Source organism: Erwinia pyrifoliae DSM 12163 (assembly GCF_000026985.1).
GTDB lineage: Bacteria > Pseudomonadota > Gammaproteobacteria > Enterobacterales > Enterobacteriaceae > Erwinia > Erwinia pyrifoliae.
The window spans coordinates 3,649,095-3,673,912 of sequence record NC_017390.1 but is presented as its reverse complement, the minus strand read 5'-3'; the positions used below and the strand labels follow the sequence as shown (position 1 = coordinate 3,673,912).

Below are 24,818 nucleotides of genomic sequence, written 5' to 3'. Positions count from 1 at the left end.
GCAGATGGCTAAGCAACCGGGATTAGATTTTCAAAGTGCCAAAGGCGGTTTTGGCGAACTCAGACGCAGACTTCTGTTTGTGATTGGTGCGCTCATTGTCTTCCGCATTGGCTCTTTTATTCCAATTCCTGGTATTGATGCCACTGTACTTGCCAAATTGCTTGAACAACAGCGTGGCACCATCATTGAAATGTTTAACATGTTCTCTGGTGGTGCTCTGAGTCGTGCTTCTATCTTTGCTCTGGGTATTATGCCGTATATTTCGGCTTCAATTATTATCCAGCTGCTGACGGTGGTTCATCCTGCGTTAGCTGAAATTAAGAAAGAAGGGGAGGCTGGCCGTCGCAAGATTAGTCAGTATACCCGTTACGGCACTCTGGTATTAGGGATCTTCCAGGCGGTCGGTATTGCTACCGGTCTGCCGAATATGCCTGGGATGCAGGGCTTGGTGTTAAATCCAGGCTTTGCCTTCTACTTTACCGCTGTTGTCAGTCTGGTTACCGGGACGATGTTCCTGATGTGGCTGGGCGAGCAAATTACTGAACGAGGTATCGGCAACGGTATCTCGATCATTATCTTTGCTGGTATTGTTGCGGGTCTGCCGCCGGCCATTGGCCATACCATCGAGCAAGCGCGGCAAGGCGACCTGCACTTCCTCCTGTTGCTGTTGGTTGCAGTTCTCGTATTTGCAGTGACCTTCTTCGTTGTTTTCGTTGAGCGTGGTCAACGCCGCATTGTGGTGAACTATGCGAAACGTCAGCAAGGCCGTCGCGTCTATGCTGCACAGAGTACACATTTACCGTTGAAAGTGAACATGGCCGGGGTTATTCCTGCTATCTTTGCTTCCAGCATTATCCTCTTCCCGGCAACCATTGCGTCATGGTTCGGGGGCGGAACCGGTTGGAACTGGCTGACGACGATTTCCATGTCATTACAGCCTGGTCAGCCGCTTTATGTGCTACTCTATGCGACTGCAATCATCTTCTTCTGTTTCTTCTACACGGCGTTGGTTTTCAACCCGCGTGAAACAGCAGATAACCTGAAGAAGTCTGGTGCATTTGTACCAGGTATTCGTCCGGGAGAACAGACGGCGAAGTATATCGATAAAGTGATGACCCGCCTGACCTTAATCGGTGCGTTGTACATTACCTTTATCTGCCTGATCCCGGAGTTCATGCGTGATGCGATGAAAGTTCCATTCTACTTCGGCGGCACATCGCTGCTGATTGTAGTGGTTGTCATCATGGACTTTATGGCTCAAGTGCAAACTCTGATGATGTCTAGTCAGTACGAGTCTGCATTGAAGAAAGCAAACCTGAAAGGCTACGGCCGTTAATCCAGGCGCTTGAGAAGTTACGGAGAGTAAAAATGAAAGTTCGTGCTTCCGTCAAGAAATTATGTCGTAACTGCAAAATCATCCGTCGCGACGGCGTTGTGCGTGTGATTTGTAGTGCCGAGCCAAAGCATAAACAGCGCCAAGGCTGATTTAATCGCATATTTTTCTTGCAAAGTCGGGTTGAGCTGGCTAGATTAGCCAGCCAATCTTTTGTATGTCTGTGCGTTTCCATTTGAGTATCCTGAAAACGGGCTTTTCGGCATGGGACGCATAAGTAATTAAATAGGAGTGCATAGTGGCCCGTATAGCAGGCATTAACATTCCTGATCATAAACATACCGTTATCGCATTAACTGCAATCTTCGGTATCGGCAAAACCCGTTCACAGTCTATCTGTGCATCTACGGGCATTGCTGAAAATGTTAAGATCAGTGAGCTGTCTGAAGAGCAAATCGACATTCTGCGTGATGCAGTGGCGAAATTTGTTGTTGAAGGCGATCTGCGTCGTGAAGTCACCCTGAGCATCAAGCGTCTTATGGATCTTGGTTGCTATCGTGGTTTGCGTCATCGTCGTGGTCTTCCAGTGCGCGGTCAGCGTACCAAGACCAACGCACGTACCCGTAAGGGTCCGCGTAAACCGATCAAGAAATAATCGGGGTGATTGAATAATGGCAAAGGCACCAGTTCGTGCACGCAAGCGTGTAAGAAAGCAAGTCTCTGATGGCGTGGCTCATGTCCATGCGTCTTTTAACAACACCATCGTTACCATTACCGACCGTCAGGGTAATGCGTTGGGTTGGGCAACAGCCGGTGGTTCCGGTTTCCGTGGTTCTCGTAAGTCTACGCCGTTCGCTGCGCAGGTTGCTGCAGAGCGTTGCGCAGAGGCCGTGAAAGATTACGGTATTAAGAACTTGGAAGTTATGGTTAAGGGTCCTGGTCCAGGCCGCGAATCAACAATTCGTGCTCTGAATGCTGCTGGTTTCCGCATCACTAATATTACTGATGTGACTCCGATCCCTCACAACGGTTGTCGTCCGCCGAAAAAACGTCGCGTATAACGCCCCGTTTTTTAGGAATGTTGGAGAAAGAAAATGGCAAGATATTTGGGTCCTAAGCTCAAGCTGAGCCGTCGTGAAGGCACAGACCTGTTCCTCAAGTCTGGCGTTCGCGCGATTGATACCAAGTGTAAGATTGAACAAGCTCCTGGTCAGCACGGTGCGCGTAAGCCACGTCTGTCTGATTATGGCGTGCAGTTGCGTGAAAAGCAGAAAGTTCGTCGTATTTACGGCGTACTGGAGCGTCAGTTCCGTAACTATTATAAAGAAGCAGCTCGTCTGAAAGGCAACACGGGTGAAAACCTGTTAGCTCTGCTTGAAGGTCGTCTGGATAACGTAGTTTATCGTATGGGCTTTGGTGCCACTCGTGCAGAAGCACGTCAGCTGGTTAGCCACAAATCTATTATGGTAAACGGCCGCGTTGTCAGCATCGCTTCTTATCAGGTAACTCCGAATGACGTTGTTAGCATCCGTGAGAAAGCCAAAAAGCAGTCTCGCGTGAAAGCCGCTCTGGAGCTGGCTGAACAGCGTGAAAAGCCAACCTGGCTGGAAGTTGATGCGACTAAGATGGAAGGTGTGTTCAAGCGTATTCCTGAACGTACCGATCTGTCTGCGGACATTAACGAACACCTGATCGTCGAGCTTTACTCCAAGTAAGGCTTAGTACCAAAGAGAGGACACAATGCAGGGTTCTGTGACAGAGTTTCTAAAACCACGCCTGGTAGATATCGAACAAGTGAGTTCGACGCACGCCAAGGTGACCCTTGAGCCTTTAGAGCGTGGCTTTGGCCATACTCTCGGTAACGCGCTGCGCCGTATTCTGCTTTCATCAATGCCGGGTTGCGCGGTGACCGAGGTTGAAATTGATGGTGTACTACACGAGTACAGCACCAAAGAGGGCGTACAGGAAGATATCCTGGAAATCCTGCTCAACCTGAAAGGTTTAGCGGTAAGAGTTCAGGGCAAAGATGAAGTCATTCTTACTCTGAATAAATCTGGCATTGGCCCTGTGACTGCAGCCGATATCACCCATGATGGTGATGTTGAAATCGTCAAGCCGCAGCATGTGATCTGCCATCTGACCGATGAAAACGCTGCTATTAGCATGCGTATCAAAGTTCAGCGTGGTCGTGGTTATGTGCCGGCTTCTGCCCGAATTCATTCGGAAGAAGATGAGCGCCCGATCGGTCGTCTGTTAGTCGACGCCTGCTACAGCCCTGTAGAGCGTATTGCCTACAATGTTGAAGCAGCGCGTGTGGAACAGCGTACTGACCTGGACAAGCTGGTCATCGAAATGGAAACCAACGGCACTATCGATCCTGAAGAAGCGATTCGCCGTGCGGCTACCATTCTGGCAGAACAACTGGAAGCTTTCGTCGACTTACGTGATGTACGTCAGCCGGAAGTGAAAGAAGAGAAACCAGAATTCGATCCGATCTTGCTGCGCCCTGTTGACGATCTGGAATTGACTGTCCGCTCTGCTAACTGCCTTAAGGCAGAAGCTATCCACTACATCGGTGATCTGGTACAGCGTACCGAGGTTGAGCTGCTTAAAACGCCTAACCTTGGTAAAAAATCTCTTACTGAGATTAAAGATGTGCTGGCTTCTCGTGGTCTGTCTCTGGGCATGCGCCTGGAAAACTGGCCGCCAGCTAGCATTGCTGATGAATAACCCGATCACAGGTTAAGGTTTCACTGAGAAGGATAAGGTCATGCGCCATCGTAAGAGTGGTCGTCAACTGAACCGTAACAGCAGCCATCGTCAGGCTATGTTCCGCAACATGGCTGGCTCTTTGGTTCGTCATGAGATCATCAAGACGACCCTGCCAAAAGCGAAAGAGCTGCGTCGCGTAGTTGAGCCGCTGATTACTCTTGCCAAGACCGACAGCGTAGCTAATCGTCGTCTGGCATTCGCCCGTACTCGTGATAACGAGATCGTGGCAAAACTGTTTAACGAGCTGGGCCCGCGTTTCGCGAGCCGTGCCGGTGGTTACACTCGCATTCTGAAGTGTGGCTTCCGCGCTGGTGACAACGCTCCGATGGCTTACATCGAGCTGGTTGATCGTCCAGAAGCTCAAGCAGAAGCTGTAGCAGAGTAATCTGTTGCAACATTAAAAAAACCTCGCTTGCGGGGTTTTTTTATATCTGAAATTCCTTCTCCTCGTCACGGTACAGTAATGACTCTATGCTGGGATCTCTTTGCTTAAGGAGACTGTGATGTCACTGATTGATGAATGGGTTGAAAAGCATATTCTCGCGGCTCTGCGCCAGGGCGACTTTGATAACTTGCCCGGCAGCGGACGTCCACTGCAACTGGATGATGATTCACATGTCCCTGAAGAGTTGCGCGCCAGTTATCGCATTCTGAAAAATTCGGGTTACCTTCCTCCCGCACTTGAAATGCGACGCGAGGCGGTCGAGCTGGATCAGCTGTTAAACAGCGTCAACCCGCTCGACGACCCGTATCAGCAGCAGAGAAAACGCCTCAGGCTGCTTGAACTAAAGCTACAACAGGCGGGTATCAATACTGATTTTCTGCGTGGCCACTATGGCGGTCAGGTGCAACAACGTTTATGCGAGGGTGAATAATGTATCGAATTGGACAATTGGCGAAGCTGGCCAATGTTACGCCGGATACCATCCGTTTTTACGAAAAACAGCAGATGATGGATCATGAGGTGAGAACGGAAGGCGGTTTCCGTCTTTACAGTGACAGCGATCTACAGCGTCTTAAGTTTATTCGTTACGGAAGGCATTCAGGTTTTACGCTGGAGGCCATTCGTGAGCTGCTGTCGATCCGCGTCGATCCAGAGCATCATACCTGCCAGGAATCAAAAGCCATCGTACAGAAAAGGCTTGATGAAGTTGAAACGATGCTTACCGAGCTTCAACATATGCAACGCTCACTGAAAAGATTGAATGATGCCTGTTGCGGAACAGCACATAGTAGCGTGTATTGTTCGATTCTTGAGGCTTTAGAAAAGGGCGCGACCACATCTTTAGTTGAAGCGGCTGATTGAAAATTTTCCTTTTCGGGTCTATATTCTCAGCCGTCATCGTACAACAGGAAAAATCCATGACCGTCTACCAACACAAAAAAGGCGTTATCCGCGATAACGCAATAGAAGCATTATTACACGACCCGTTGTTCAAGCCCCGGGTTGAAGTCAATCAAAAGGGCAAAGGCAGTTACCGGCGCAAAGAAAAACACGGTAAAAAGGGATGTTGGGAGGCCAGTGGTAAGTGCGCAAGCAGCTTATTTACCCCTGGCCTTCTACTTATTTAGCACTGAAACAAAAAAACTGCCAGCCAGGCGCTGACAGGGTTAAAAAGATAAAGCGGCTGTTATCAGCTATTTTTCATACCGTTACTGAGTTTTACCGTTCTGCTCTTTCAGCAAGTCGCGGATCTCACTCAGCAGGGTCTCTTCGGCAGAAGGTTTTGCCACAGGTTTCTCAACTTCTTTCTTGGTGTACAGCCTGTTCATCAGCTTGATGGCCATAAAAATGGCAAACGCAACAATGACGAAATCGAACACCGTTTGCAAAAACACACCGTATTCCATGATCACTGCGGGTGCAGCACCCTCAGCAGGCTTTAAAACCCAATTGAACTGCTTGAAGTCAACGCCGCCAATCAGTAATCCCAGCGGCGGCATAATGATGTTTGCCACCAGTGAAGATACGATCTTACCAAAAGCTGCACCGATGATGACACCTACTGCCAGGTCCACCACGTTGCCACGCATAGCAAAATCGCGAAACTCTTTGAATATACTCACTGTTATCTCCTGCCTTTAAGTTATTCCTAAAGTCTAACAAACGATGGTACTTTTGCCATAACGATCACAGATTAAATCGTGCTAATGGCCAATCTGCGTCCCGGCCGGTGCTGCCTGTATTGAGTCATACCTCAATAATATTAAAGGAAGAAAGGACTAGGCTGGAAAAGCCTTTCAACATCGGGCACAAATTTCTTATCGGTGAGGAACATAATCACATGATCGCCCTGCTCAATGCGCAGATTGTTGTTGGCAATCATTACATCGTCGCCGCGAACCACTGCACCTATAATGGTTCCCGGTGGCAGCTTGATATCATTAATCTGGCGGCCCACAACTTTCGAGGTAGATTCTTCACCATGGGCGATGGCCTCGATTGCCTCTGCCACACCACGGCGCAATGATGAAACGCCGACGATATCGGCTTTACGAACATGGCCGAGCAGAGCGGAAATCGTCGCCTGCTGCGGAGATATCGCAATATCGATGACGCTGCCCTGCACCAGATCGACGTAGGCGCGGCGCTGAATTAGCACCATTGCCTTTTTCGCCCCCATTCGTTTTGCCAGCATCGCCGACATAATGTTGGCTTCGTCATCGTTGGTGATGGCGATAAACAGATCGATCTGATCGACGTGTTCCTCGGCCAGCAACTCCTGATCGGAAGCGTCACCGTAAAATACGATGGTATTTTGCAAATTTTCAGCCAGCTCTGCCGCACGCTGCTGATCGTGTTCGATCAGCTTGACGCTGTAGTGTTTTTCCAGCCGCTGCGCCAGACCGAAGCCGATGTTCCCGCCGCCGACAATCATAATGCGCTTATAAGGTTTTTCCAGGCGTTGGTACTCACTCATCACCGCGCGAATATGCTGGCTGGCGGCGATAAAGAAGACTTCGTCGCCCGCTTCAATAAGGGTTGAACCCTGAGGACGAATGGGTCGATCCTGACGGAAAATGGCGGCAACACGGGTATCAATATGCGGCATATGTTCACGCATTACCGCCAGGGCATTACCGACCAACGGGCCGCCATAGTAAGCTTTAACTACCGCCAGGCTGACTTTACCTTCGGCAAAGTTAACCACCTGAAGTGCTCCCGGGTATTCAATCAGGCGGTAGATATTGTCAATGACCAGCTGCTCGGGCGAAATAAGGTGGTCAATGGGCACGGCTTCAGGAATAAACAGCTTATCGGCATCACGTATGTAGTCCGGCGCACGGATGCGGGCAATGCGGTTTGGCGTGTTAAACAGCGAATAGGCAACCTGGCAAGCCACCATGTTGGTTTCGTCGGAGTTGGTCACTGCCACCAGCATGTCTGCATCTTCGGCACCCGCCTCGCGCAGCACCCGAGGGTGAGAACCATGTCCCTGAACCACGCGCAGATCGAACTTGTCCTGCAACTGACGCAGGCGCAGAGCATTGGTATCGACCAGAGTAATATCGTTATTTTCTCCGACCAGGTTTTCAGCGAGAGTGCCGCCGACCTGTCCTGCACCAAGAATGATAATTTTCATTGTGCTTCAATCTGTAGGTTTCGTCCGGTTGTGGAGCCGTGTAGCGGCACCACCTCTGTCACTTTTTTACCAATTTCGCGTAGTAGAAACCGTCACCGCCATCCACTTGTGGGAAGACCTGGATCCCCGGCTGAGTCAAATCGCCAGTCTCAACCAAAACGGCATTGGCATGGCGCTGCAAAAACTGGCTTATCTGCAGATGGTTCTCTTCAGGCAGCACCGAGCAGGTCGCATAAAGCAGCGTACCTCCGGACTTCAGATAAGGCCAGACGGCATCCAGTATTTGCTGTTGCAGCGCTGCCAGCTCCGCGATATCTCGGTCGCGGCGCAGCCATTTGATATCCGGATGACGGCGGATCACCCCGGTTGCTGAACAGGGAGCATCCAGCAGGATACGATCGAATAGCCTGTCACCACACCATGCCGCTGGCGTACGGCCATCGCCGAGCTTAACCTCTGCATGCAGATTAAGACGTTGTAAATTCTCACTAATTCTTGCCAGGCGTTGGGCGTCAACATCCACAGCCAATACTTTCGCCTGTGGTGCCGCTTCCAAAATATGTGTGGTTTTCCCTCCGGGGGCAGCACAAAGATCGAGGATCTGTTCCCCGTCCCGTGGGGCAAGCAGCGCCACGCATCCCTGAGCAGAGGCATCCTGCACGGTGACCCAGCCCTGGTCGAAACCCGGAAGCTGGTGCACGGCGCACGGCAGCTCCAGCCGTAGCGCATCGCTGTGCCGGGGATGAGTAAACGCCTGTTTGCCGCTCTCTTCCAGCAAAGCCAGCCAGGTATCCCGGCTGTGGTGCTGACGGTTGACGCGCAGCCACATCGGCGGACGCTGATTATTCGCAGCCACAATTTGCTGCCACTGAACTGGCCAGGCACGCTTCAGGCGCTCCAGCAACCATTTGGGATGCAGATACTGCTGGTCGCCGTCGTTCATTTGCTGCATCAGTTCGTCCTGCTGGCGCTGGAACTGGCGCAGTACGCCGTTGATCAACCCTTTCAGCTGCGGGCGTTTCAGCGCTACGGCAGCTTCCACCGTTTCTGCCAGCGCTGCGTGGGGCGGAATGCGCGTGAACATCAGTTGATAAAGCCCGACCATGATCAGGAAATGAAGCGCACGCTGTTTGCCGGTCATAGGGCGCGACATCAGCTTGCTGATAATCCATTCCAGCTGCGGTAGGGTACGCAGTACGCCATAGCAAAGTTCCTGCAGCAGGGCAGCATCTTTGTCGCCGACGCTTTTTTGGGCGGCGGGCAGCACGTTACTCAGTGACTGCCCTTGTTCGACAACCTGTTCAATAGTCCGGGCGGCGATGCAGCGTAAATTAGTCATTTTTTTCATTGGAAATTCACAATTCTGACGCTGACCCGGCATCATGGCCGGGCAACGTGTCAGGCAATTATATTGCCAGGGGTAAACCATTCACGGCGGGAGTTAAGCAGATCCTGAGCCTTCATCGCCTTTTTACCTGCAGGCTGTAACTCTTCAATATTCAACACGCCATCGGCAGTAACAACCTGAATGCCCTGCTTATCGGCCTGCAGGATCTCGCCCGGCTGATGACCATTGACAGCAGGCAGCACGGAAGCTTTCCACACCTTCACCGGCTGCTCATCAATCACAAAGTAGCTTACGGGCCAGGGATTAAAGGCACGAATACAGCGTCCCAACTGCTCCGCAGAAAGCGACCAGTCGAGCCGAGCCTCTTCTTTACTGAGCTTTTCCGCGTAGCTAACCAGTGATTCGTCCTGTACCTGCGGCCGGGCGCTGCCGCCTGCCAGCTGTGCCAGCGTGGTTAACAGGCCAGCGGGGCCGAGATCGGCCAATTTATCGTACAGCGTGGCGCTGGTATCAGCGGCGTCAATCGGGCAGGCCAGCTTATGCAACATATCCCCGGTGTCCAGCCCGATATCCATCTGCATGATGGTTACCCCAGTCTCGGCGTCACCCGCCCACAGCGAGCGCTGGATTGGTGCGGCACCGCGCCAGCGTGGCAGCAGGGAACCGTGCACGTTGATGCAGCCGAGGCGCGGCATATCCAGCACGGCTTTTGGCAGGATAAGCCCGTAGGCCACTACCACCATGACGTCGGCGTTCAGAGCGGCGACCAGCTGCTGATTTTCTTCAGAGCGCAGCGAGGCAGGTTGAAAAACAGCGATATTATGCTGCTCAGCCAGCTGTTTCACCGGGCTTGCGGTCACTTTGTTACCCCGGCCGGCGGGGCGGTCTGGCTGGGTGAAGACGCCCACTACCCGATGCCCGGAAGACAACAGCGCGTCAAGATGACGCGCTGCAAAGTCAGGAGTGCCGGCAAAAATGATATTTAATGAATCGGACACGTTTTACCTTTCAGTCAACGCACTCAGTCGCGTGCGTTCTGGCGATACAGTTTTTCCAGTTTCTGACGGATACGCTGACGTTTCATGGGCGACAAGTAATCGATGAACAGCTTGCCGACCAGATGGTCCATCTCATGCTGAATACAAATGGCCAGCAGGCCATCCGCTTCCAGCTCGACGCTGTTACCGTCACGATCCAGCGCCCGGATTTTGACTTTCTCGGCACGAGGCACCAGCGCACGCTGTTCAGGGATAGACAAACAGCCTTCTTCAATACCTGTTTCACCGCTCTTTTCCAGCAGTTCCGGGTTGATCAACACCAGACGTTCATCGCGATTCTCGGAGACGTCGATAACGATAATACGCTGATGGATATCGACCTGGGTGGCTGCCAGCCCAATGCCTTCTTCGGCGTACATGGTTTCGAACATATCATCGACGATACGCTGAATATTCGCATTCACTTCTTTAACGGGTTTCGCAACGATGCGCAGGCGCTCGTCAGGAAAATGTAATACCTGCAAAACGGACATAACTTTCCAGATCTATATTCAAGGGTTGAGAGATTTATATCTCTTATTGTAGACATTTCGCGCGGCGATTGACAGCATTCCATACGCTAACCTTCAGGGATAAGGGACAACATCAGGGAGAAGTTCATGTCGCCAGTCGAGTGTGCGTTGAGGCTTTCGGGAGTACCTGGCTTATCCAGTTCGCAGCGGCTGGATCTGATGAGTCAGCTACTGGATTTCACTGCCCCTGGGGCCAGCCATCTTGCATCATTGAGGCTGTCAACTGTGCAACAACAGGCGTTCCTTGATTACGATGCCGATATTATCGTGCAAAGTTTTCGCTGGCTGGAATCCCCCCTGCATCATTTTTTGACGCCACACAGCCCCTGTTACCCTGAACAGCTTAAATCCATCATCAACTTTCCGCTGATGCTGTTTGTTGCGGGCGATCCGACTTTACTGGCATCACCGCAGCTGGCGATAGTGGGTAGCCGCCACTGTTCGCACTATGGCCGCGAGTGGGGGAGCTGGTTCAGTCAGGCGCTGGCCTTAAGTGGTTTGACTATTACCAGCGGGCTGGCATTAGGTATTGACGGTATTGCCCACGGTGCGGTGCTGGAAGTTCAGGGAAAAACCCTGGCGGTACTGGGCAGCGGGCTGCAAGCGGTTTACCCACGGCAGCACCAAGCATTAGCACAGCAGATCATTGATAGCGGTGGGGCGCTGGTTTCTGAGTTTCCGCTATCGGTTAAACCCCTACCCGCTCATTTTCCCCGGCGCAACAGAATTATCAGCGGCCTGAGTCGCGGGGTACTGGTGGTGGAAGCTACGCTACGCAGTGGTTCACTGGTGACCGCAAAGCTGGCGCTGGAACAGAACCGTAACGTATATGCGCTACCCGGGGCGCTGGGTAACCCGGGCAGTGAAGGAACCCACTGGCTGATCCAACAGGGGGCATTATTGGTTGCGCACCCTAATAATATTCTGGAAGAGATGCACAGTGACTTCTCGTGGCTACCCGTTTTAACACCGCTAACAAACAATTCAGACGCGGGCAACAATCCTCCATTGCCATTTCCCGATGTGTTGGCTAACGTAGGAGATGAGGTTACACCTGTTGACGTCGTCGCTGAACGTGCCGGCCAACCTGTGCCAGCCATCGTAGCGAAGCTGCTTGAGTTGGAGTTAGCAGGGTGGATCGCAGCTGTACCCGGCGGCTATGTCCGATTGAGGAGGGCAAGCCATGTTCGACGTACTCATGTACTTATTTGAAACGTATATCCACAATGAGGCAGAAATGCGTGTGGATCAGGATAAGTTAACTGATGATTTAACCGATGCAGGTTTTCATCGTGAAGATATTTATAATGCGTTGAACTGGTTAGAGAAGTTAGCAGACTATCAGGATGGGTTGGTTGCTCCGGTTCTGCTGACAACCGATCCGCTGTCTATGCGTATCTACACCGGGGAAGAGAGTCAGCGTTTGGATGCCAACTGCCGTGGCTTTATTCTGTTCCTGGAGCAAATTCAGGTGCTGAATCTGGAAACGCGTGAAATGGTTATCGAACGTATTATGGCGCTTGATACCCTGGAGTTCGATCTGGACGATCTCAAATGGGTGGTGCTGATGGTGTTGTTCAACATCCCGGGATGTGAAAACGCTTATCAGCAAATGGAAGAACTGCTTTTCGAAGCCAATGAAGGAATGCTGCACTGAAGATTGCCTTCGTGTAAACAATGTTATGAATAAAAATGCGCTTTTCGCTGCGCGGAAAAATGAACCCTGCCCCCAGTGCGGGGCAGAACTGGTTATGCGCTCCGGGAAACACGGTGCTTTTCTTGGTTGCTCGCAGTACCCCGCATGTCACTTTATTCGACCGCTTAAAGCTCAGGCTGACGGGCATATCGTTAAAGTGCTTGATGGACAGCTTTGCCCGCACTGCGGTGGCGATCTGGTGCTGCGTCAGGGGCGCTACGGCATGTTTATTGCCTGTGGACGTTACCCCGAATGCGGACACACCGAGACTATCGATAAGCCAGATGAAACTACGCTCGCCTGTCCGCAATGCGACAGCGGAAGATTGATCCAGCGTCGTTCGCGCTATGGTAAAGCGTTTTATGCCTGCGACCGTTATCCTGATTGCCAGTTTGCGGTGAACGACAAGCCGGTGGAAGGTGTCTGCGAGTTTTGCCAGTTTCCGCTGCTTATCGAGAAAAAAACGGCCAGAGGTACAAAGCGTTTCTGCGCCAGTAAAGCCTGTGGCAAACCCGTAACATCAGGAAACCGTAGTGAAGATGAACCCCGTGGTTGATTCGTTGGCGCAGTGTGTTGAACAGTTGGCCCAGTCGCAAGTGATTGCCTATCCGACCGAAGCGGTGTTTGGCCTGGGTTGCGATCCTGATAGCGAAGAAGCGGTGATGCGGCTGCTGGTATTAAAGCAGCGACCCGTCAAGAAAGGACTGATCCTGATCGCCGCTGATTATCAGCAGCTGATTCCCTGGATTGCCGACGAACAGCTTTCAGCTGAACAGAAAGCGCGCATGTTCTCTCGTTGGCCTGGCCCGGTAACATGGGTATTGCCGGCTCGCAGCACCACGCCGGGCTGGCTAACCGGGCAATTTACTACCCTGGCGGTACGCGTTAGCGACCATCCTGATGTCATCGCTTTGTGCCATGCTTTTGGTAAGCCGCTGGTTTCAACCAGCGCTAATTTGACCGGGTTGCCGCCGTGCCGCCACGTCGCTGAAGTACTGGCGCAGTTTGGCCCTGATTTCCCGGTATTAAAGGGCGAGACCGGTGGTCGCCTCAATCCATCGGAAATCCGCGATGTGCTAACCGGTGAATTAATTCGCCAGGGATAATGAGAGCAAACTATGTCATCTTTTGTCGTTATCGGTAATCCGATTAATCACAGTAAATCACCGCGTATTCATCAGCTGTTTGCCGAGCAAACCGGAATTGCACATCCTTATGAACGTCTGTGCGCGCCGCTTGATGGATTTAAGGCTGCGGCACGCGCGTTTTTTGTCCAGGGTGGACGGGGGGCCAATGTCACTTTGCCGTTTAAGCAGCTGGCTTACGAGCTTGCCAGCGAACGGACCGAACGTGCGGCACTGTCCGGGGCGGTTAACACGCTGAAGAAGCTGGATGATGGACGGTTATTAGGTGATAACACTGACGGCATTGGTCTGCTGAGCGATCTTGAACGCTTAGATTTGATCAAACCGGACGATCGGATCCTGTTGGTAGGGGCTGGTGGTGCGGCACGAGGTGTGATCCTTCCGCTACTTTCGTTTGGATGCAGCCTGACAGTGACTAATCGTACCCAGGCGAAAGCAGAGGATCTGGTGCAGCTTTTCCGACACAGCGGGCGTATCAGTTCAATGGCGAAAGAGCCATTAGCCGAAGGGCCGTTTGATCTGGTGATCAATGCCACTTCAAGCGGAGTCGCTGGAGAAACACCCGATCTTCCAGGCTGTTTGGCCGGCGAGTATACCCGCTGCTACGACATGTTCTATCAGATTGGAGACACGCCATTCCTGCAATGGTGCCGTCAGCAGGGAGCCTCTCAGATGGCCGATGGTTTGGGAATGCTGGTGGGGCAAGCGGCTCACTCTTTTATGTTGTGGCACGGGGTAATGCCGGAAATTACGGCGGCCATCAGCGCACTGAAAGCGGAGATGCGTGCGTGAATCAGGCCATTCAGTTTCCGGAGCGCGAATGGTGGGATGAAGCGAGGCAGGCTGTGTGCTTTAGCGCCCAGGCCAGTGGCTTTCAGTTGATTTGTGCGATTAACGGCGAAGAACTGCTTCGCCGCTTTCATTCGGAGCGAGATGCTCTGGCCTGTTTTCGCCTTAACCGGTGGGAGTTCGAAGAACTTGCGGAACGGGCCATCAAGCATCAGCAGGAAGATGCTCAGGGCTGGGTCTGGCTCTCCTCAAAGAGATAGTCATCTTTCCAGCGGACATAGTTATTGGCGGAATAGACCAGGCCACTTAATTCAGCCTCCGTCAGCGGGCGTACCTTCCTGGCCGGGCTGCCTAAGTAGAGGTAGCCGCTCTCAAGACGCTTACCCGGTGGAACCAGGCTACCGGCACCAATCATCACGTCATCTTCTACTGTTACAGCATCAAGCAGAATGGAACCCATCCCAATCAGAACCCTGTTACCAATAGTGCAGCCGTGCAACATCGCTTTATGTCCAACGGTAACATCTTCGCCAATCATCAGCGGGTAACCTTCAGGATTACCCGCTGACTTGTGGGTGAGGTGCAGTACGCTACCATCCTGAATGTTGGTACGTTTGCCGATAGTGATCCGGTTAACGTCACCTCGGATAACGGCCAAAGGCCAGATGCCTACGTCATCGGCCAGTGTTACATTGCCAATCACCACGCTGGTGGGATCAATCATCACTCGGTTACCCAGCTGCGGACGAACTCCTTTATACGCACGAATATTGTGGCTCATAGCGATCTCTCAATATAAACAATCCTTGTAGCGTAGCGTTGAGAGCGATCAAGGATCAATTAATCAGGCGAAAAACGCGTTAAAATTGCGCGCATCGCCTGATAACCCGGCAAAAAGAGTGAAAACCCAGCAGTCAAAAAGAAAGATCGAAAAAAGGCTTGTGCATTCAATCCGGATCCCTATAATGCGCCTCCACTGACACGGAACAACGGCTTACAGGCCGGCGTGTTGAGAGGTTCAGGAAGTTCTGAACCGCCGGAAAAACCCCTCAAAAAGAGGTTGACTCCGAAGGAGGAAAGCGTANTATACGCCACCTCGCGACAGTACGCTTCAGCGACTTGTTGCACCGCTCTTTAACAATTTATCAGACAATCTGTGTGGGCACTCGCAGGATTGATATCAGCGCCGCAAGGCGCAAAAAATATCAAGCCTCATGAGTGAACACATAATGACATTCATTATGACGTTTTACGATTGAGCATCGCTGTCCTGTTTGTAAAAGCAGGTTTCAGCAAATCGAACTTTTAATTGAAGAGTTTGATCATGGCTCAGATTGAACGCTGGCGGCAGGCCTAACACATGCAAGTCGAACGGTAGCACAGAGAGCTTGCTCTCGGGTGACGAGTGGCGGACGGGTGAGTAATGTCTGGGAAACTGCCCGATGGAGGGGGATAACTACTGGAAACGGTAGCTAATACCGCATAACGTCTACGGACCAAAGTGGGGGACCTTCGGGCCTCACACCATCGGATGTGCCCAGATGGGATTAGCTGGTAGGTGGGGTAACGGCTCACCTAGGCGACGATCCCTAGCTGGTCTGAGAGGATGACCAGCCACACTGGAACTGAGACACGGTCCAGACTCCTACGGGAGGCAGCAGTGGGGAATATTGCACAATGGGCGCAAGCCTGATGCAGCCATGCCGCGTGTATGAAGAAGGCCTTCGGGTTGTAAAGTACTTTCAGCGGGGAGGAAGGGGGAAAGGTTAATAACCTTTTTCATTGACGTTACCCGCAGAAGAAGCACCGGCTAACTCCGTGCCAGCAGCCGCGGTAATACGGAGGGTGCAAGCGTTAATCGGAATTACTGGGCGTAAAGCGCACGCAGGCGGTCTGTCAAGTCGGATGTGAAATCCCCGGGCTTAACCTGGGAACTGCATTCGAAACTGGCAGGCTAGAGTCTCGTAGAGGGGGGTAGAATTCCAGGTGTAGCGGTGAAATGCGTAGAGATCTGGAGGAATACCGGTGGCGAAGGCGGCCCCCTGGACGAAGACTGACGCTCAGGTGCGAAAGCGTGGGGAGCAAACAGGATTAGATACCCTGGTAGTCCACGCCGTAAACGATGTCGACTTGGAGGCTGTTCCCCTGAGGAGTGGCTTCCGGAGCTAACGCGTTAAGTCGACCGCCTGGGGAGTACGGCCGCAAGGTTAAAACTCAAATGAATTGACGGGGGCCCGCACAAGCGGTGGAGCATGTGGTTTAATTCGATGCAACGCGAAGAACCTTACCTGGCCTTGACATCCACGGAATTTTGCAGAGATGCGGAAGTGCCTTCGGGAACCGTGAGACAGGTGCTGCATGGCTGTCGTCAGCTCGTGTTGTGAAATGTTGGGTTAAGTCCCGCAACGAGCGCAACCCTTATCCTTTGTTGCCAGCGATTCGGTCGGGAACTCAAAGGAGACTGCCGGTGATAAACCGGAGGAAGGTGGGGATGACGTCAAGTCATCATGGCCCTTACGGCCAGGGCTACACACGTGCTACAATGGCGCATACAAAGAGAAGCGACCTCGCGAGAGCAAGCGGACCTCATAAAGTGCGTCGTAGTCCGGATCGGAGTCTGCAACTCGACTCCGTGAAGTCGGAATCGCTAGTAATCGTAGATCAGAATGCTACGGTGAATACGTTCCCGGGCCTTGTACACACCGCCCGTCACACCATGGGAGTGGGTTGCAAAAGAAGTAGGTAGCTTAACCTTCGGGAGGGCGCTTACCACTTTGTGATTCATGACTGGGGTGAAGTCGTAACAAGGTAACCGTAGGGGAACCTGCGGTTGGATCACCTCCTTACCTGAAGATACCTTCCGGCGCAGTGTCCACACAGATTGTCTGATNAAAAAGTAACGAGCAGAAAAACCTCTACAGGCTTGTAGCTCAGGTGGTTAGAGCGCACCCCTGATAAGGGTGAGGTCGGTGGTTCAAGTCCACTCAGGCCTACCAAATTTCTTCTCATGCTGCGTTATGCACTCGGTCGTTTACTGTAGTAAACTTCCCTCCCGCATGCCTTGCCTGAAAAGAAATTGCATTTTCTCTTTATAAAGAAAATGCGACTCCTCATGAGTGGTAGAAAAAGGTTTCTGTCAGACCGTATGGGGCTATAGCTCAGCTGGGAGAGCGCCTGCCTTGCACGCAGGAGGTCAGCGGTTCGATCCCGCTTAGCTCCACCATATGGTTTTTCTGAATTCAATATTTCAGAGTGTACTGGTTAACAGTATGCTGCGAAGTATTATGCTCTTTAACAATCCGGAACAAGCTGAAAATTGAAACGACGTGTCGTGTTCATTCTCCGTAATAAGAATGAAGTTAACGACATGTTCGAGTCTCTCAATGCCTGCAACTGACAGACGTCTTTCGGGACGCTTGTGGGTTGTGAGGTTAAGCGACTAAGCGTACACGGTGGATGCCCAGGCAGTCAGAGGCGATGAAGGGCGTGCTAATCTGCGATAAGCGTCGGTAAGGTGATATGAACCGCAACAACCGACGATACCCGAATGGGGAAACCCAGTGCAATCCGTTGCACTATCATGTCATGAATACATAGTGGCATGAGGCGAACCGGGGGAACTGAAACATCTAAGTACCCCGAGGAAAAGAAATCAACCGAGATTCCCCCAGTAGCGGCGAGCGAACGGGGAACAGCCCAGAACCTGAATCAGTTTGTGCTTTAGTGGAAGCGTCTGGAAAGTCGCGCAGTAAAGGGTGACAGCCCCGTACACAAAAAGGCACTTATTGTGAGTTCGATGAGTAGGGCGGGACACGTGACATCCTGTCTGAATATGGGGGGACCATCCTCCAAGGCTAAATACTCCTGACTGACCGATAGTGAACCAGTACCGTGAGGGAAAGGCGAAAAGAACCCCGGCGAGGGGAGTGAAACAGAACCTGAAACCGTGTACGTACAAGCAGTGGGAGCACCTTCGTGGTGTGACTGCGTACCTTTTGTATAATGGGTCAGCGACTTATATTCTGTAGCAAGGTTAACCGTATAGGGGAGCCGCAGGGAAACCGAGTCTTAACNGGGCGTTAAGTTGCAGGGTATAGACCCGAAACCCGGTGATCTAGCCATGGGCAGGTTGAAGGTTGGGTAACACTAACTGGAGGACCGAACCGACTAATGTTGAAAAATTAGCGGATGACTTGTGGCTGGGGGGTGAAAGGCCAATCAAACCGGGAGATAGCTGGTTCTCCCCGAAAGCTATTTAGGTAGCGCCTCGTGAACTCATCTCCGGGGGTAGAGCACTGTTTCGGCCAGGGGGCCATCCCGGCTTACCGATCCGATGCAAACTGCGAATACCGGAGAATGTTATCACGGGAGACACACGGCGGGTGCTAACGTCCGTCGTGAAGAGGGAAACAACCCAGACCGCCAGCTAAGGTCCCAAAGTCATGGTTAAGTGGGAAACGATGTGGGAAGGCCCAGACAGCCAGGATGTTGGCTTAGAAGCAGCCATCATTTAAAGAAAGCGTAATAGCTCACTGGTCGAGTCGGCCTGCGCGGAAGATGTAACGGGGCTAAACCATGCACCGAAGCTGCGGCAGCGGACGTATCACCCGGGCACATTCACGGTAGTGGATAACGATTGACGGAGCGCAGCGACGTCAATGCGCCCATNAAAGTCGAGTGGGCCTCGGGATACGTCCGTTGGGTAGGGGAGCGTTCTGTAAGCCGTCGAAGGTGGACNGTGAGGTCTGCTGGAGGTATCAGAAGTGCGAATGCTGACATAAGTAACGATAAAGCGGGTGAAAAGCCCGCTCGCCGGAAGACCAAGGGTTCCTGTCCAACGTTAATCGGGGCAGGGTGAGTCGACCCCTAAGGCGAGGCCGAAAGGCGTAGTCGATGGGAAACGGGTTAATATTCCCGTACTGGGTGTTACTGCGAAGGGGGGACGGAGAAGGCTATGTTGGCCGGGCGACGGTTGTCCCGGTTTAAGCGTGCAGGCTTGAGTTCCAGGCAAATCCGGAACTCTTTAAGGCTGAGGCGTGATGACGAGGCACCACGGTGCTGAAGTGACAAATGCCCTGCTTCCAGGAAAAGCCTCTAAGCATCAGGTAACGACCAATCGTACCCCAAACCGACACAGGTGGTCAGGTAGAGAATACCAAGGCGCTTGAGAGAACTCGGGTGAAGGAACTAGGCAAAATGGTGCCGTAACTTCGGGAGAAGGCACGCTGGCGCGTAGGTGAAGCGACTTGCTCGCGGAGCTGAAGCCAGTCGAAGATACCAGCTGGCTGCAACTGTTTATTAAAAACACAGCACTGTGCAAACACGAAAGTGGACGTATACGGTGTGACGCCTGCCCGGTGCCGGAAGGTTAATTGATGGGGTTATCGCGCTGCGAGAAGCTCTTGATCGAAGCCCCGGTAAACGGCGGCCGTAACTATAACGGTCCTAAGGTAGCGAAATTCCTTGTCGGGTAAGTTCCGACCTGCACGAATGGCGTAATGATGGCCAGGCTGTCTCCACCCGAGACTCAGTGAAATTGAACTCGCTGTGAAGATGCAGTGTACCCGCGGCAAGACGGAAAGACCCCGTGAACCTTTACTACAGCTTGACACTGAACATTGAGCCTTGATGTGTAGGATAGGTGGGAGGCTTNGAAGCGTGGACGCCAGTCTGCGTGGAGCCAACCTTGAAATACCACCCTTTAACGTTTGATGTTCTAACCTGGCGCCGTAATCCGGCGTGGGGACAGTGTCTGGTGGGTAGTTTGACTGGGGCGGTCTCCTCCCAAAGAGTAACGGAGGAGCACGAAGGTCAGCTAATCACGGTCGGACATCGTGAGGTTAGTGCAATGGCATAAGCTGGCTTGACTGCGAGAGTGACGGCTCGGGCAGGTGCGAAAGCAGGTCATAGTGATCCGGTGGTTCTGAATGGAAGGGCCATCGCTCAACGGATAAAAGGTACTCCGGGGATAACAGGCTGATACCGCCCAAGAGTTCATATCGACGGCGGTGTTTGGCACCTCGATGTCGGCTCATCACATCCTGGGGCTGAAGTAGGTCCCAAGGGTACGGCTGTTCGCCGTTTAAAGTGGTACGCGAGCTGGGTTTAGAACGTCGTGAGACAGTTCGGTCCCTATCTGCCGTGGGCGCTGGAAGATTGAGAGGGGGTTGCTCCTAGTACGAGAGGACCGGAGTGAACGCACCGCTGGTGTTCGGGTTGTCATGCCAATGGCATTGCCCGGTAGCTAAGTGCGGAAAAGATAAGCGCTGAAAGCATCTAAGCGCGAAACTTGCCTCGAGATGAATCTTCCCTGGGTCCTTGAGACCCCTGAAGGGACGTTGAAGACGACGACGTTGATAGGCCGGGTGTGTAAGCGCAGCGATGCGTTGAGCTAACCGGTACTAATGACCCGTGAGGCTTAACCTTACAACGCCAGAAGCGTTCTGGGTTGTGTTGAGGGACGAAGAGATATTTTCAGCTTGAACCGGATAAAGAATTAGCGGGAACGAAAGATTTTTTGCTGATGCAAGGCGGCAAGTGCAGTAAATGAAGGAGCATACTGAGGTATGTGACTGAGTTTACAAGCGCGGCCAACGCGGCATCAGTGAAAAAGATTCGTTTCGTGCACCAGAATTTGCCTGGCGGCTTTAGCGCGGTGGTCCCACCTGACCCCATGCCGAACTCAGAAGTGAAACGCCGTAGCGCCGATGGTAGTGTGGGGTCTCCCCATGCGAGAGTAGGGAACTGCCAGGCATCAAATTAAGCAAAAGGCCATCCCGCGGGATGGCCTTTTTGCGTTGTGATAATTCAGTAAAATTTAATTCAATCCTGCTACCCATCCGCTTATCTCTGACGAAATTGATGTAAACATCATGCTTTTGTCACCACTTTGTCATCATCTGCGATGTAATGAAACATTTTCAACTATTCGATGAGTGCTCGACTTTCATATCATGTGACGATATCTTTAGCTATCTGGATGTCTAAACATGTAAGCGTATGCAATGAGGAAATAGGCGATGCCAATCAGGGTACCCGATGAATTACCTGCGGTGAGTTTTCTGCGCAACGAGAATGTCTTTGTTATGACCTCTACCCGCGCCAGCACTCAGATGATCCGCCCTTTAAAAGTACTGGTGCTGAATCTGATGCCGAAGAAGATCGAAACGGAGAACCAGTTCCTGCGATTGCTGTCTAACTCTCCATTGCAGATCGATATCCAGCTATTACGTATCGATACACGCGAATCCCGCAATACGCCGTCGGAACATCTGAATAATTTCTACTGTAATTTCGAAGACATACAGAATGATAACTTTGATGGGTTGATTGTAACCGGCGCGCCGCTTGGACTGGTTGATTTCTGCGATGTTGCCTACTGGCCACAAATTCATAAGGTACTACATTGGGCGAAGGAGCACGTCACTTCCACGCTGTTTGTCTGTTGGGCAGTACAAGCCGCATTAAACATTTTGTATGGCATTCCTAAGCAAACACGCAATAGCAAACTGTCTGGCGTATTTGACCACCAAATATTACATCCGCATGCTCTGCTAACTCGTGGTTTTGATGATAGTTTCCTGGCGCCTCATTCACGTTATGCTGACTTCCCTACGGGACTACTACGTGATTATACCGACCTGGAGATATTTGCCGAATCAGAACATACCGGCGCGTACCTGTTTGCCAGCAAGGATAAACGTCTCGCTTTCGTTACCGGTCATCCTGAATATGATGCGTTAACCTTAGCGGGTGAATATCACCGGGATTATGAAGCAGGCTTGAATCCGGAAGTACCGTTTAACTATTTTCCGCAAGACAACCCGCAGCTGCCTCCGCGTGCCAGCTGGCGCAGTCACGGTAACCTGCTGTTCTCTAACTGGCTAAACTACTACGTTTACCAGATCACGCCGTTCGATCTGCGCCATATGAATCCAACGCTGGATTGATCTGCCGGGGGATTATCATCTCAACGTGTCTCTGCCGGGTTTAGCGGCGATGGGTGGCAGCGTATGCACCAGCAGCCTGTACCAGTCATCCTAATCGCCTGATGTTAGTGGATAACCAGCCTCTGGCAAAAGGAATGGCTTACTGGCTGCCAGCACAGCATCCTTAACTTTGGCTACAGTAGTGCCAGCGATAGAGAACCGCCAAAGTTCATGGAAATGATGTTTCTGTTATAATGACAATAAATAGCCGTTGACCCTTAATTAAATCTGTCTTTAGTGCTAAATCCTATTTTAGTTAATTTATAACTGGATATAAATATCTGAGGATAGAACCCGCTGTGCGGTGAATATTATAGCGGATATCATGTCAGAGGATCTGAAAAGCCAGGCATTACACCCGGTTTTGGAAATAACATTTTTTCGTATCAGATGGTCATCTCTCTTTGAATTTAACTCAATTTAAGGATCCGGCTTTAATTCAGTACGCCATTTATAATCTGCCTGTCAGTTTTAATCTGATGATTTTCCATTTTCAGAAGCTTATTCATTGATTCACCTTGCGCAAGGAGTATGTTAGTGTTCACTAACCTATAATTTTTGGAAAAAGTTTTGCAGCAATACGTTCTTTTCGCATTCTGCGCCAGAGGCTTGTGGCAAAGAGTCAATACGGCATATTGTTGAGGTGAATCAGTGAGTTGTTGCGCCCGGTTGCCGGCCAGAAATCAACTTACAATATGGCTGCGAGTATTAAAAATTAATCATGCTGTCTGACGGCACCCTGCTATCTGAGGCTATTGGTGCACCATCAGTTTAATATCGACTTAACGCGATCTGGCATTTCAGCTCATTTTGTCAGGGAACCGGCGCAACGCCGCCACAAAACACGGATTTATATTTTTTCATAAAATATTTTATCTGAATATCAGCTAAAATAAGCGGCGTGTAGCTCGCGCGATTGATATGCGGTGTTTTTAACTTAGGGAGGTCAATACCGGTGTTAACTCTGCTTAACCTTTTTGCTGCCGTCGCGTTATTGGTATGGGGAACTCATATCGTGCGGACGGGGATCATGCGTGTCTATGGTGCTGATTTGCGACGGGTACTGAGCCGCAGCATGGCCAAAAAACCCCTGGCATTTCTGGCCGGTATTGGCGTGACTGCGCTGGTACAAAGCAGTAATGCCACCACCATGCTGGTCACCTCGTTTGTGGCACAGGAACTGGTGGGACTATCCCCGGCGTTGGTGATCATTCTCGGCGCTGATGTGGGGACTGCGCTGATGGCACGCATCCTGACATTCGATCTCTCCTGGCTTTCACCGCTATTTATCTTTTTTGGCGTGGTGTTCTTTCTGGGGCGCAAGCAGACCCGCGCCGGTCAGTTAGGTCGTGCCAGCATTGGCCTGGGATTAATTCTGCTGGCGCTGCAGCTGATTGTTGCCGCTGCCACGCCCATGACTCAGGCCGCCGGGGTAAAAGTGCTGTTTTCATCACTGACCGGGGATGTGATGCTCGACGCTCTGATCGGCGCACTGTTTGCCATTATCAGTTACTCAAGCCTGGCGGCGGTATTGCTAACTGCCACGCTGGCAGCTACCGGGGTTATCTCTTTTAAAGTGGCATTATGTCTGGTGATCGGCGCTAATCTTGGCAGCGGACTGTTAGCGATGTTGAACAACAGTGCGTCTAACGCCGCCGGTAAACGGGTGGCGCTCGGCAGCCTGCTGTTTAAATTTATTGGCTCACTGCTGGTCCTGCCATTTATCGACCCGCTGGCGAACTGGCTGGAGAAGATGCCGGTTAACAATGAAGAGTTAGTGATTTTCTTCCATGTGTTTTATAACCTGCTCCGCTGCCTGATCATGGTGCCCTTTGTCGCGCCGATGGCCACATTATGCCAGCGGCTGATCCGCGATGAAGCGGAAACCGATTTGCGACTCAAACCCAAACACCTGGACAGCGCATCGCTCGATACTCCGGCACTGGCGCTGGCGAATGCGGCGCGCGAAACGCTGCGTATGGGGGATGTACTGGAACAGATGCTCATCACCTTCAGCAAGGTGGTGCATGGTCAACGGCGTGAAGATCGGGAAATACGCAAGCTTGATGACGATGTCGATGTATTGTATACCGCCATTAAACTCTATCTTGCGCAGATGCCGAAAGAAGATCTGCCGGAAGAAGATTCGCGCCGCTGGGCGGAAACGATTGAAATGGCACTCAATCTGGAAATGGCCGGAGATATTCTTGAACGGATGAGTGGTGATGTGGCTGATAAGTCGCTGGCGGCAGGACGGGCCTTTTCACTGGAAGGCATGAAGGAGCTGGATGCCCAGCTGGAGTTGCTCACCAGTAATTTGCGTCTCAGTCTGTCGGTGTTTTTATCTCGCGATATCACCAGCGCCAAACGGCTGCGTCGCGCCAAGCACCGTTTTCGCATCACCAACCGCCGCTACTCATACACACACGTTGAGCGCCTGCATCAGCAGAATGTACAGAGCATGGAAACCAGTTCGCTGCATTTGGGGCTGTTGGGCGATATGAAGCGTCTGAACTCGCTGTTTTGTGCGGTCGCTTACAGCGTGCTGGAAGTGCCTGATGACGAACGCGTTGAGGAGTGAGTGGTGACTATC

24 protein-coding genes, 2 tRNA genes and 3 rRNA genes are annotated in these 24,818 nt (G+C 51.8%); 23 read left to right on the top strand and 6 right to left on the bottom strand.

The features are described from left to right. The first annotated feature begins 4 nt into the window (after positions 1-4). The 10 genes from secY to EPYR_RS16650 all read left to right on the top strand — a co-directional run bounded on the left by secY (position 5) and on the right by EPYR_RS16650 (position 5,677). A complete protein-coding gene (gene secY, locus EPYR_RS16690; RefSeq protein WP_014539644.1) occupies positions 5-1,336 on the top strand; it encodes a preprotein translocase subunit SecY in 1,332 nt (443 codons plus the stop codon). A 32-nt stretch (positions 1,337-1,368) separates the two neighbouring features. Beyond that, complete coding sequence (gene rpmJ / locus EPYR_RS19735; RefSeq protein WP_004160566.1) at positions 1,369-1,485, top strand: 50S ribosomal protein L36; 117 nt, start codon at positions 1,369-1,371, stop codon at positions 1,483-1,485. A 146-nt stretch (positions 1,486-1,631) separates the two neighbouring features. Then, positions 1,632-1,988, top strand: a complete 357-nt coding sequence (rpsM, locus tag EPYR_RS16685) for a 30S ribosomal protein S13 (protein ID WP_012442833.1) — start codon at positions 1,632-1,634, stop codon at positions 1,986-1,988. Between the two features lie 16 nt (positions 1,989-2,004). Next, on the top strand, positions 2,005-2,394 hold the full coding sequence (rpsK, locus tag EPYR_RS16680; RefSeq protein WP_004160563.1) for a 30S ribosomal protein S11: 390 nt from the start codon (positions 2,005-2,007) through the stop codon (positions 2,392-2,394). A gap of 33 nt (positions 2,395-2,427) precedes the next feature. Continuing rightward, complete coding sequence (gene rpsD / locus EPYR_RS16675) at positions 2,428-3,048, top strand: 30S ribosomal protein S4 (protein WP_004160561.1); 621 nt, start codon at positions 2,428-2,430, stop codon at positions 3,046-3,048. A 25-nt stretch (positions 3,049-3,073) separates the two neighbouring features. Next, the gene (locus EPYR_RS16670; RefSeq protein WP_002919219.1) at positions 3,074-4,063 is read left to right on the top strand and encodes a DNA-directed RNA polymerase subunit alpha; all 990 of its coding nucleotides are present in this window, start codon (positions 3,074-3,076) and stop codon (positions 4,061-4,063) included. 40 nt (positions 4,064-4,103) lie between these two features. Next, the gene (gene rplQ / locus EPYR_RS16665; protein ID WP_004160560.1) at positions 4,104-4,490 is read left to right on the top strand and encodes a 50S ribosomal protein L17; all 387 of its coding nucleotides are present in this window, start codon (positions 4,104-4,106) and stop codon (positions 4,488-4,490) included. Positions 4,491-4,608: 118 nt separating this feature from the next. Then, the gene (locus EPYR_RS16660) at positions 4,609-4,980 is read left to right on the top strand and encodes a DnaJ family domain-containing protein (RefSeq protein ID WP_015899094.1); all 372 of its coding nucleotides are present in this window, start codon (positions 4,609-4,611) and stop codon (positions 4,978-4,980) included. Continuing rightward, positions 4,980-5,411, top strand: a complete 432-nt coding sequence (gene zntR, locus EPYR_RS16655) for a Zn(2+)-responsive transcriptional regulator (RefSeq protein WP_014539642.1) — start codon at positions 4,980-4,982, stop codon at positions 5,409-5,411. The genes EPYR_RS16660 and zntR overlap by 1 nt, the downstream gene beginning before the upstream one ends. Positions 5,412-5,467: 56 nt before the next feature. Continuing rightward, positions 5,468-5,677, top strand: a complete 210-nt coding sequence (locus EPYR_RS16650; RefSeq protein ID WP_015899093.1) for an alternative ribosome-rescue factor A — start codon at positions 5,468-5,470, stop codon at positions 5,675-5,677. 81 nt (positions 5,678-5,758) lie between these two features. Here EPYR_RS16650 and mscL read toward each other — a convergent pair whose 3' ends face one another. The 5 genes from mscL to def form a co-directional block, all read right to left on the bottom strand. Further along, positions 5,759-6,172: a large-conductance mechanosensitive channel protein MscL gene (gene mscL / locus EPYR_RS16645; protein WP_014539641.1), complete on the bottom strand. Its 414-nt coding sequence runs from the start codon at positions 6,170-6,172 to the stop codon at positions 5,759-5,761. Between the two features lie 140 nt (positions 6,173-6,312). After that, positions 6,313-7,689, bottom strand: coding sequence for a Trk system potassium transporter TrkA (trkA, locus tag EPYR_RS16640; protein ID WP_014539640.1), 1,377 nt, complete (start codon positions 7,687-7,689; stop codon positions 6,313-6,315). A 58-nt stretch (positions 7,690-7,747) separates the two neighbouring features. Next, complete coding sequence (gene rsmB, locus EPYR_RS16635) at positions 7,748-9,037, bottom strand: 16S rRNA (cytosine(967)-C(5))-methyltransferase RsmB (protein WP_015899092.1); 1,290 nt, start codon at positions 9,035-9,037, stop codon at positions 7,748-7,750. 50 nt (positions 9,038-9,087) lie between these two features. After that, positions 9,088-10,035 (bottom strand): methionyl-tRNA formyltransferase, encoded by a 948-nt coding sequence (gene fmt, locus EPYR_RS16630; RefSeq protein WP_014539638.1) that lies wholly within the window; start codon positions 10,033-10,035, stop codon positions 9,088-9,090. A gap of 23 nt (positions 10,036-10,058) precedes the next feature. Then, positions 10,059-10,568, bottom strand: a complete 510-nt coding sequence (gene def / locus EPYR_RS16625) for a peptide deformylase (RefSeq protein WP_014539637.1) — start codon at positions 10,566-10,568, stop codon at positions 10,059-10,061. Positions 10,569-10,694: 126 nt separating this feature from the next. On the opposite strand from def, the gene dprA reads away from it, so the two are divergent. Genes dprA through EPYR_RS16595 form a run of 6 tightly spaced genes read left to right on the top strand, consistent with a single transcriptional unit; the run spans position 10,695 to position 14,497 of the window. Beyond that, a complete protein-coding gene (gene dprA, locus EPYR_RS16620; protein WP_014539636.1) occupies positions 10,695-11,819 on the top strand; it encodes a DNA-protecting protein DprA in 1,125 nt (374 codons plus the stop codon). After that, positions 11,791-12,264, top strand: a complete 474-nt coding sequence (gene smg, locus EPYR_RS16615) for a DUF494 family protein Smg (protein ID WP_014539635.1) — start codon at positions 11,791-11,793, stop codon at positions 12,262-12,264. Before dprA ends, smg begins: the two co-directional genes overlap by 29 nt. Positions 12,265-12,289: 25 nt before the next feature. Then, positions 12,290-12,859, top strand: coding sequence for a DNA topoisomerase family protein (locus EPYR_RS16610; protein WP_015899090.1), 570 nt, complete (start codon positions 12,290-12,292; stop codon positions 12,857-12,859). After that, a complete protein-coding gene (gene tsaC / locus EPYR_RS16605; RefSeq protein ID WP_014539633.1) occupies positions 12,837-13,409 on the top strand; it encodes an L-threonylcarbamoyladenylate synthase type 1 TsaC in 573 nt (190 codons plus the stop codon). The genes EPYR_RS16610 and tsaC overlap by 23 nt, the downstream gene beginning before the upstream one ends. A 12-nt stretch (positions 13,410-13,421) precedes the next feature. After that, a complete protein-coding gene (gene aroE / locus EPYR_RS16600; RefSeq protein WP_014539632.1) occupies positions 13,422-14,240 on the top strand; it encodes a shikimate dehydrogenase in 819 nt (272 codons plus the stop codon). After that, on the top strand, positions 14,237-14,497 hold the full coding sequence (locus EPYR_RS16595) for a DUF1488 family protein (protein WP_041474057.1): 261 nt from the start codon (positions 14,237-14,239) through the stop codon (positions 14,495-14,497). Before aroE ends, EPYR_RS16595 begins: the two co-directional genes overlap by 4 nt. Here EPYR_RS16595 and EPYR_RS16590 read toward each other — a convergent pair. Then, positions 14,464-15,018, bottom strand: coding sequence for a gamma carbonic anhydrase family protein (locus EPYR_RS16590; RefSeq protein ID WP_014539631.1), 555 nt, complete (start codon positions 15,016-15,018; stop codon positions 14,464-14,466). The two genes, EPYR_RS16595 and EPYR_RS16590, sit on opposite strands and share 34 nt — an antisense overlap. A gap of 525 nt (positions 15,019-15,543) precedes the next feature. Here EPYR_RS16590 and EPYR_RS16585 point away from each other — a divergent pair. The 7 genes from EPYR_RS16585 (at position 15,544) to EPYR_RS16555 (ending at position 24,806) form a co-directional block, all read left to right on the top strand. Continuing rightward, positions 15,544-17,083 (top strand): 16S ribosomal RNA (locus EPYR_RS16585). 73 nt (positions 17,084-17,156) lie between these two features. Beyond that, a tRNA-Ile gene (locus tag EPYR_RS16580) sits at positions 17,157-17,233 on the top strand. Between the two features lie 151 nt (positions 17,234-17,384). Further along, a tRNA-Ala gene (locus tag EPYR_RS16575) sits at positions 17,385-17,460 on the top strand. A gap of 206 nt (positions 17,461-17,666) precedes the next feature. Further along, positions 17,667-20,663: ribosomal RNA gene (locus tag EPYR_RS16570) — 23S ribosomal RNA — on the top strand. Between the two features lie 211 nt (positions 20,664-20,874). Continuing rightward, positions 20,875-20,990, top strand: a 5S ribosomal RNA gene (rrf, locus tag EPYR_RS16565). Together the 16S, 23S and 5S rRNA genes with 2 tRNA genes alongside form the textbook arrangement of a ribosomal RNA operon. Before the next feature lie 266 nt (positions 20,991-21,256). Beyond that, positions 21,257-22,186, top strand: a complete 930-nt coding sequence (gene metA / locus EPYR_RS16560; protein ID WP_014539630.1) for a homoserine O-acetyltransferase MetA — start codon at positions 21,257-21,259, stop codon at positions 22,184-22,186. A gap of 994 nt (positions 22,187-23,180) precedes the next feature. Then, positions 23,181-24,806: a Na/Pi cotransporter family protein gene (locus EPYR_RS16555; protein WP_015899088.1), complete on the top strand. Its 1,626-nt coding sequence runs from the start codon at positions 23,181-23,183 to the stop codon at positions 24,804-24,806. Positions 24,807-24,818: the final 12 nt, after the last annotated feature.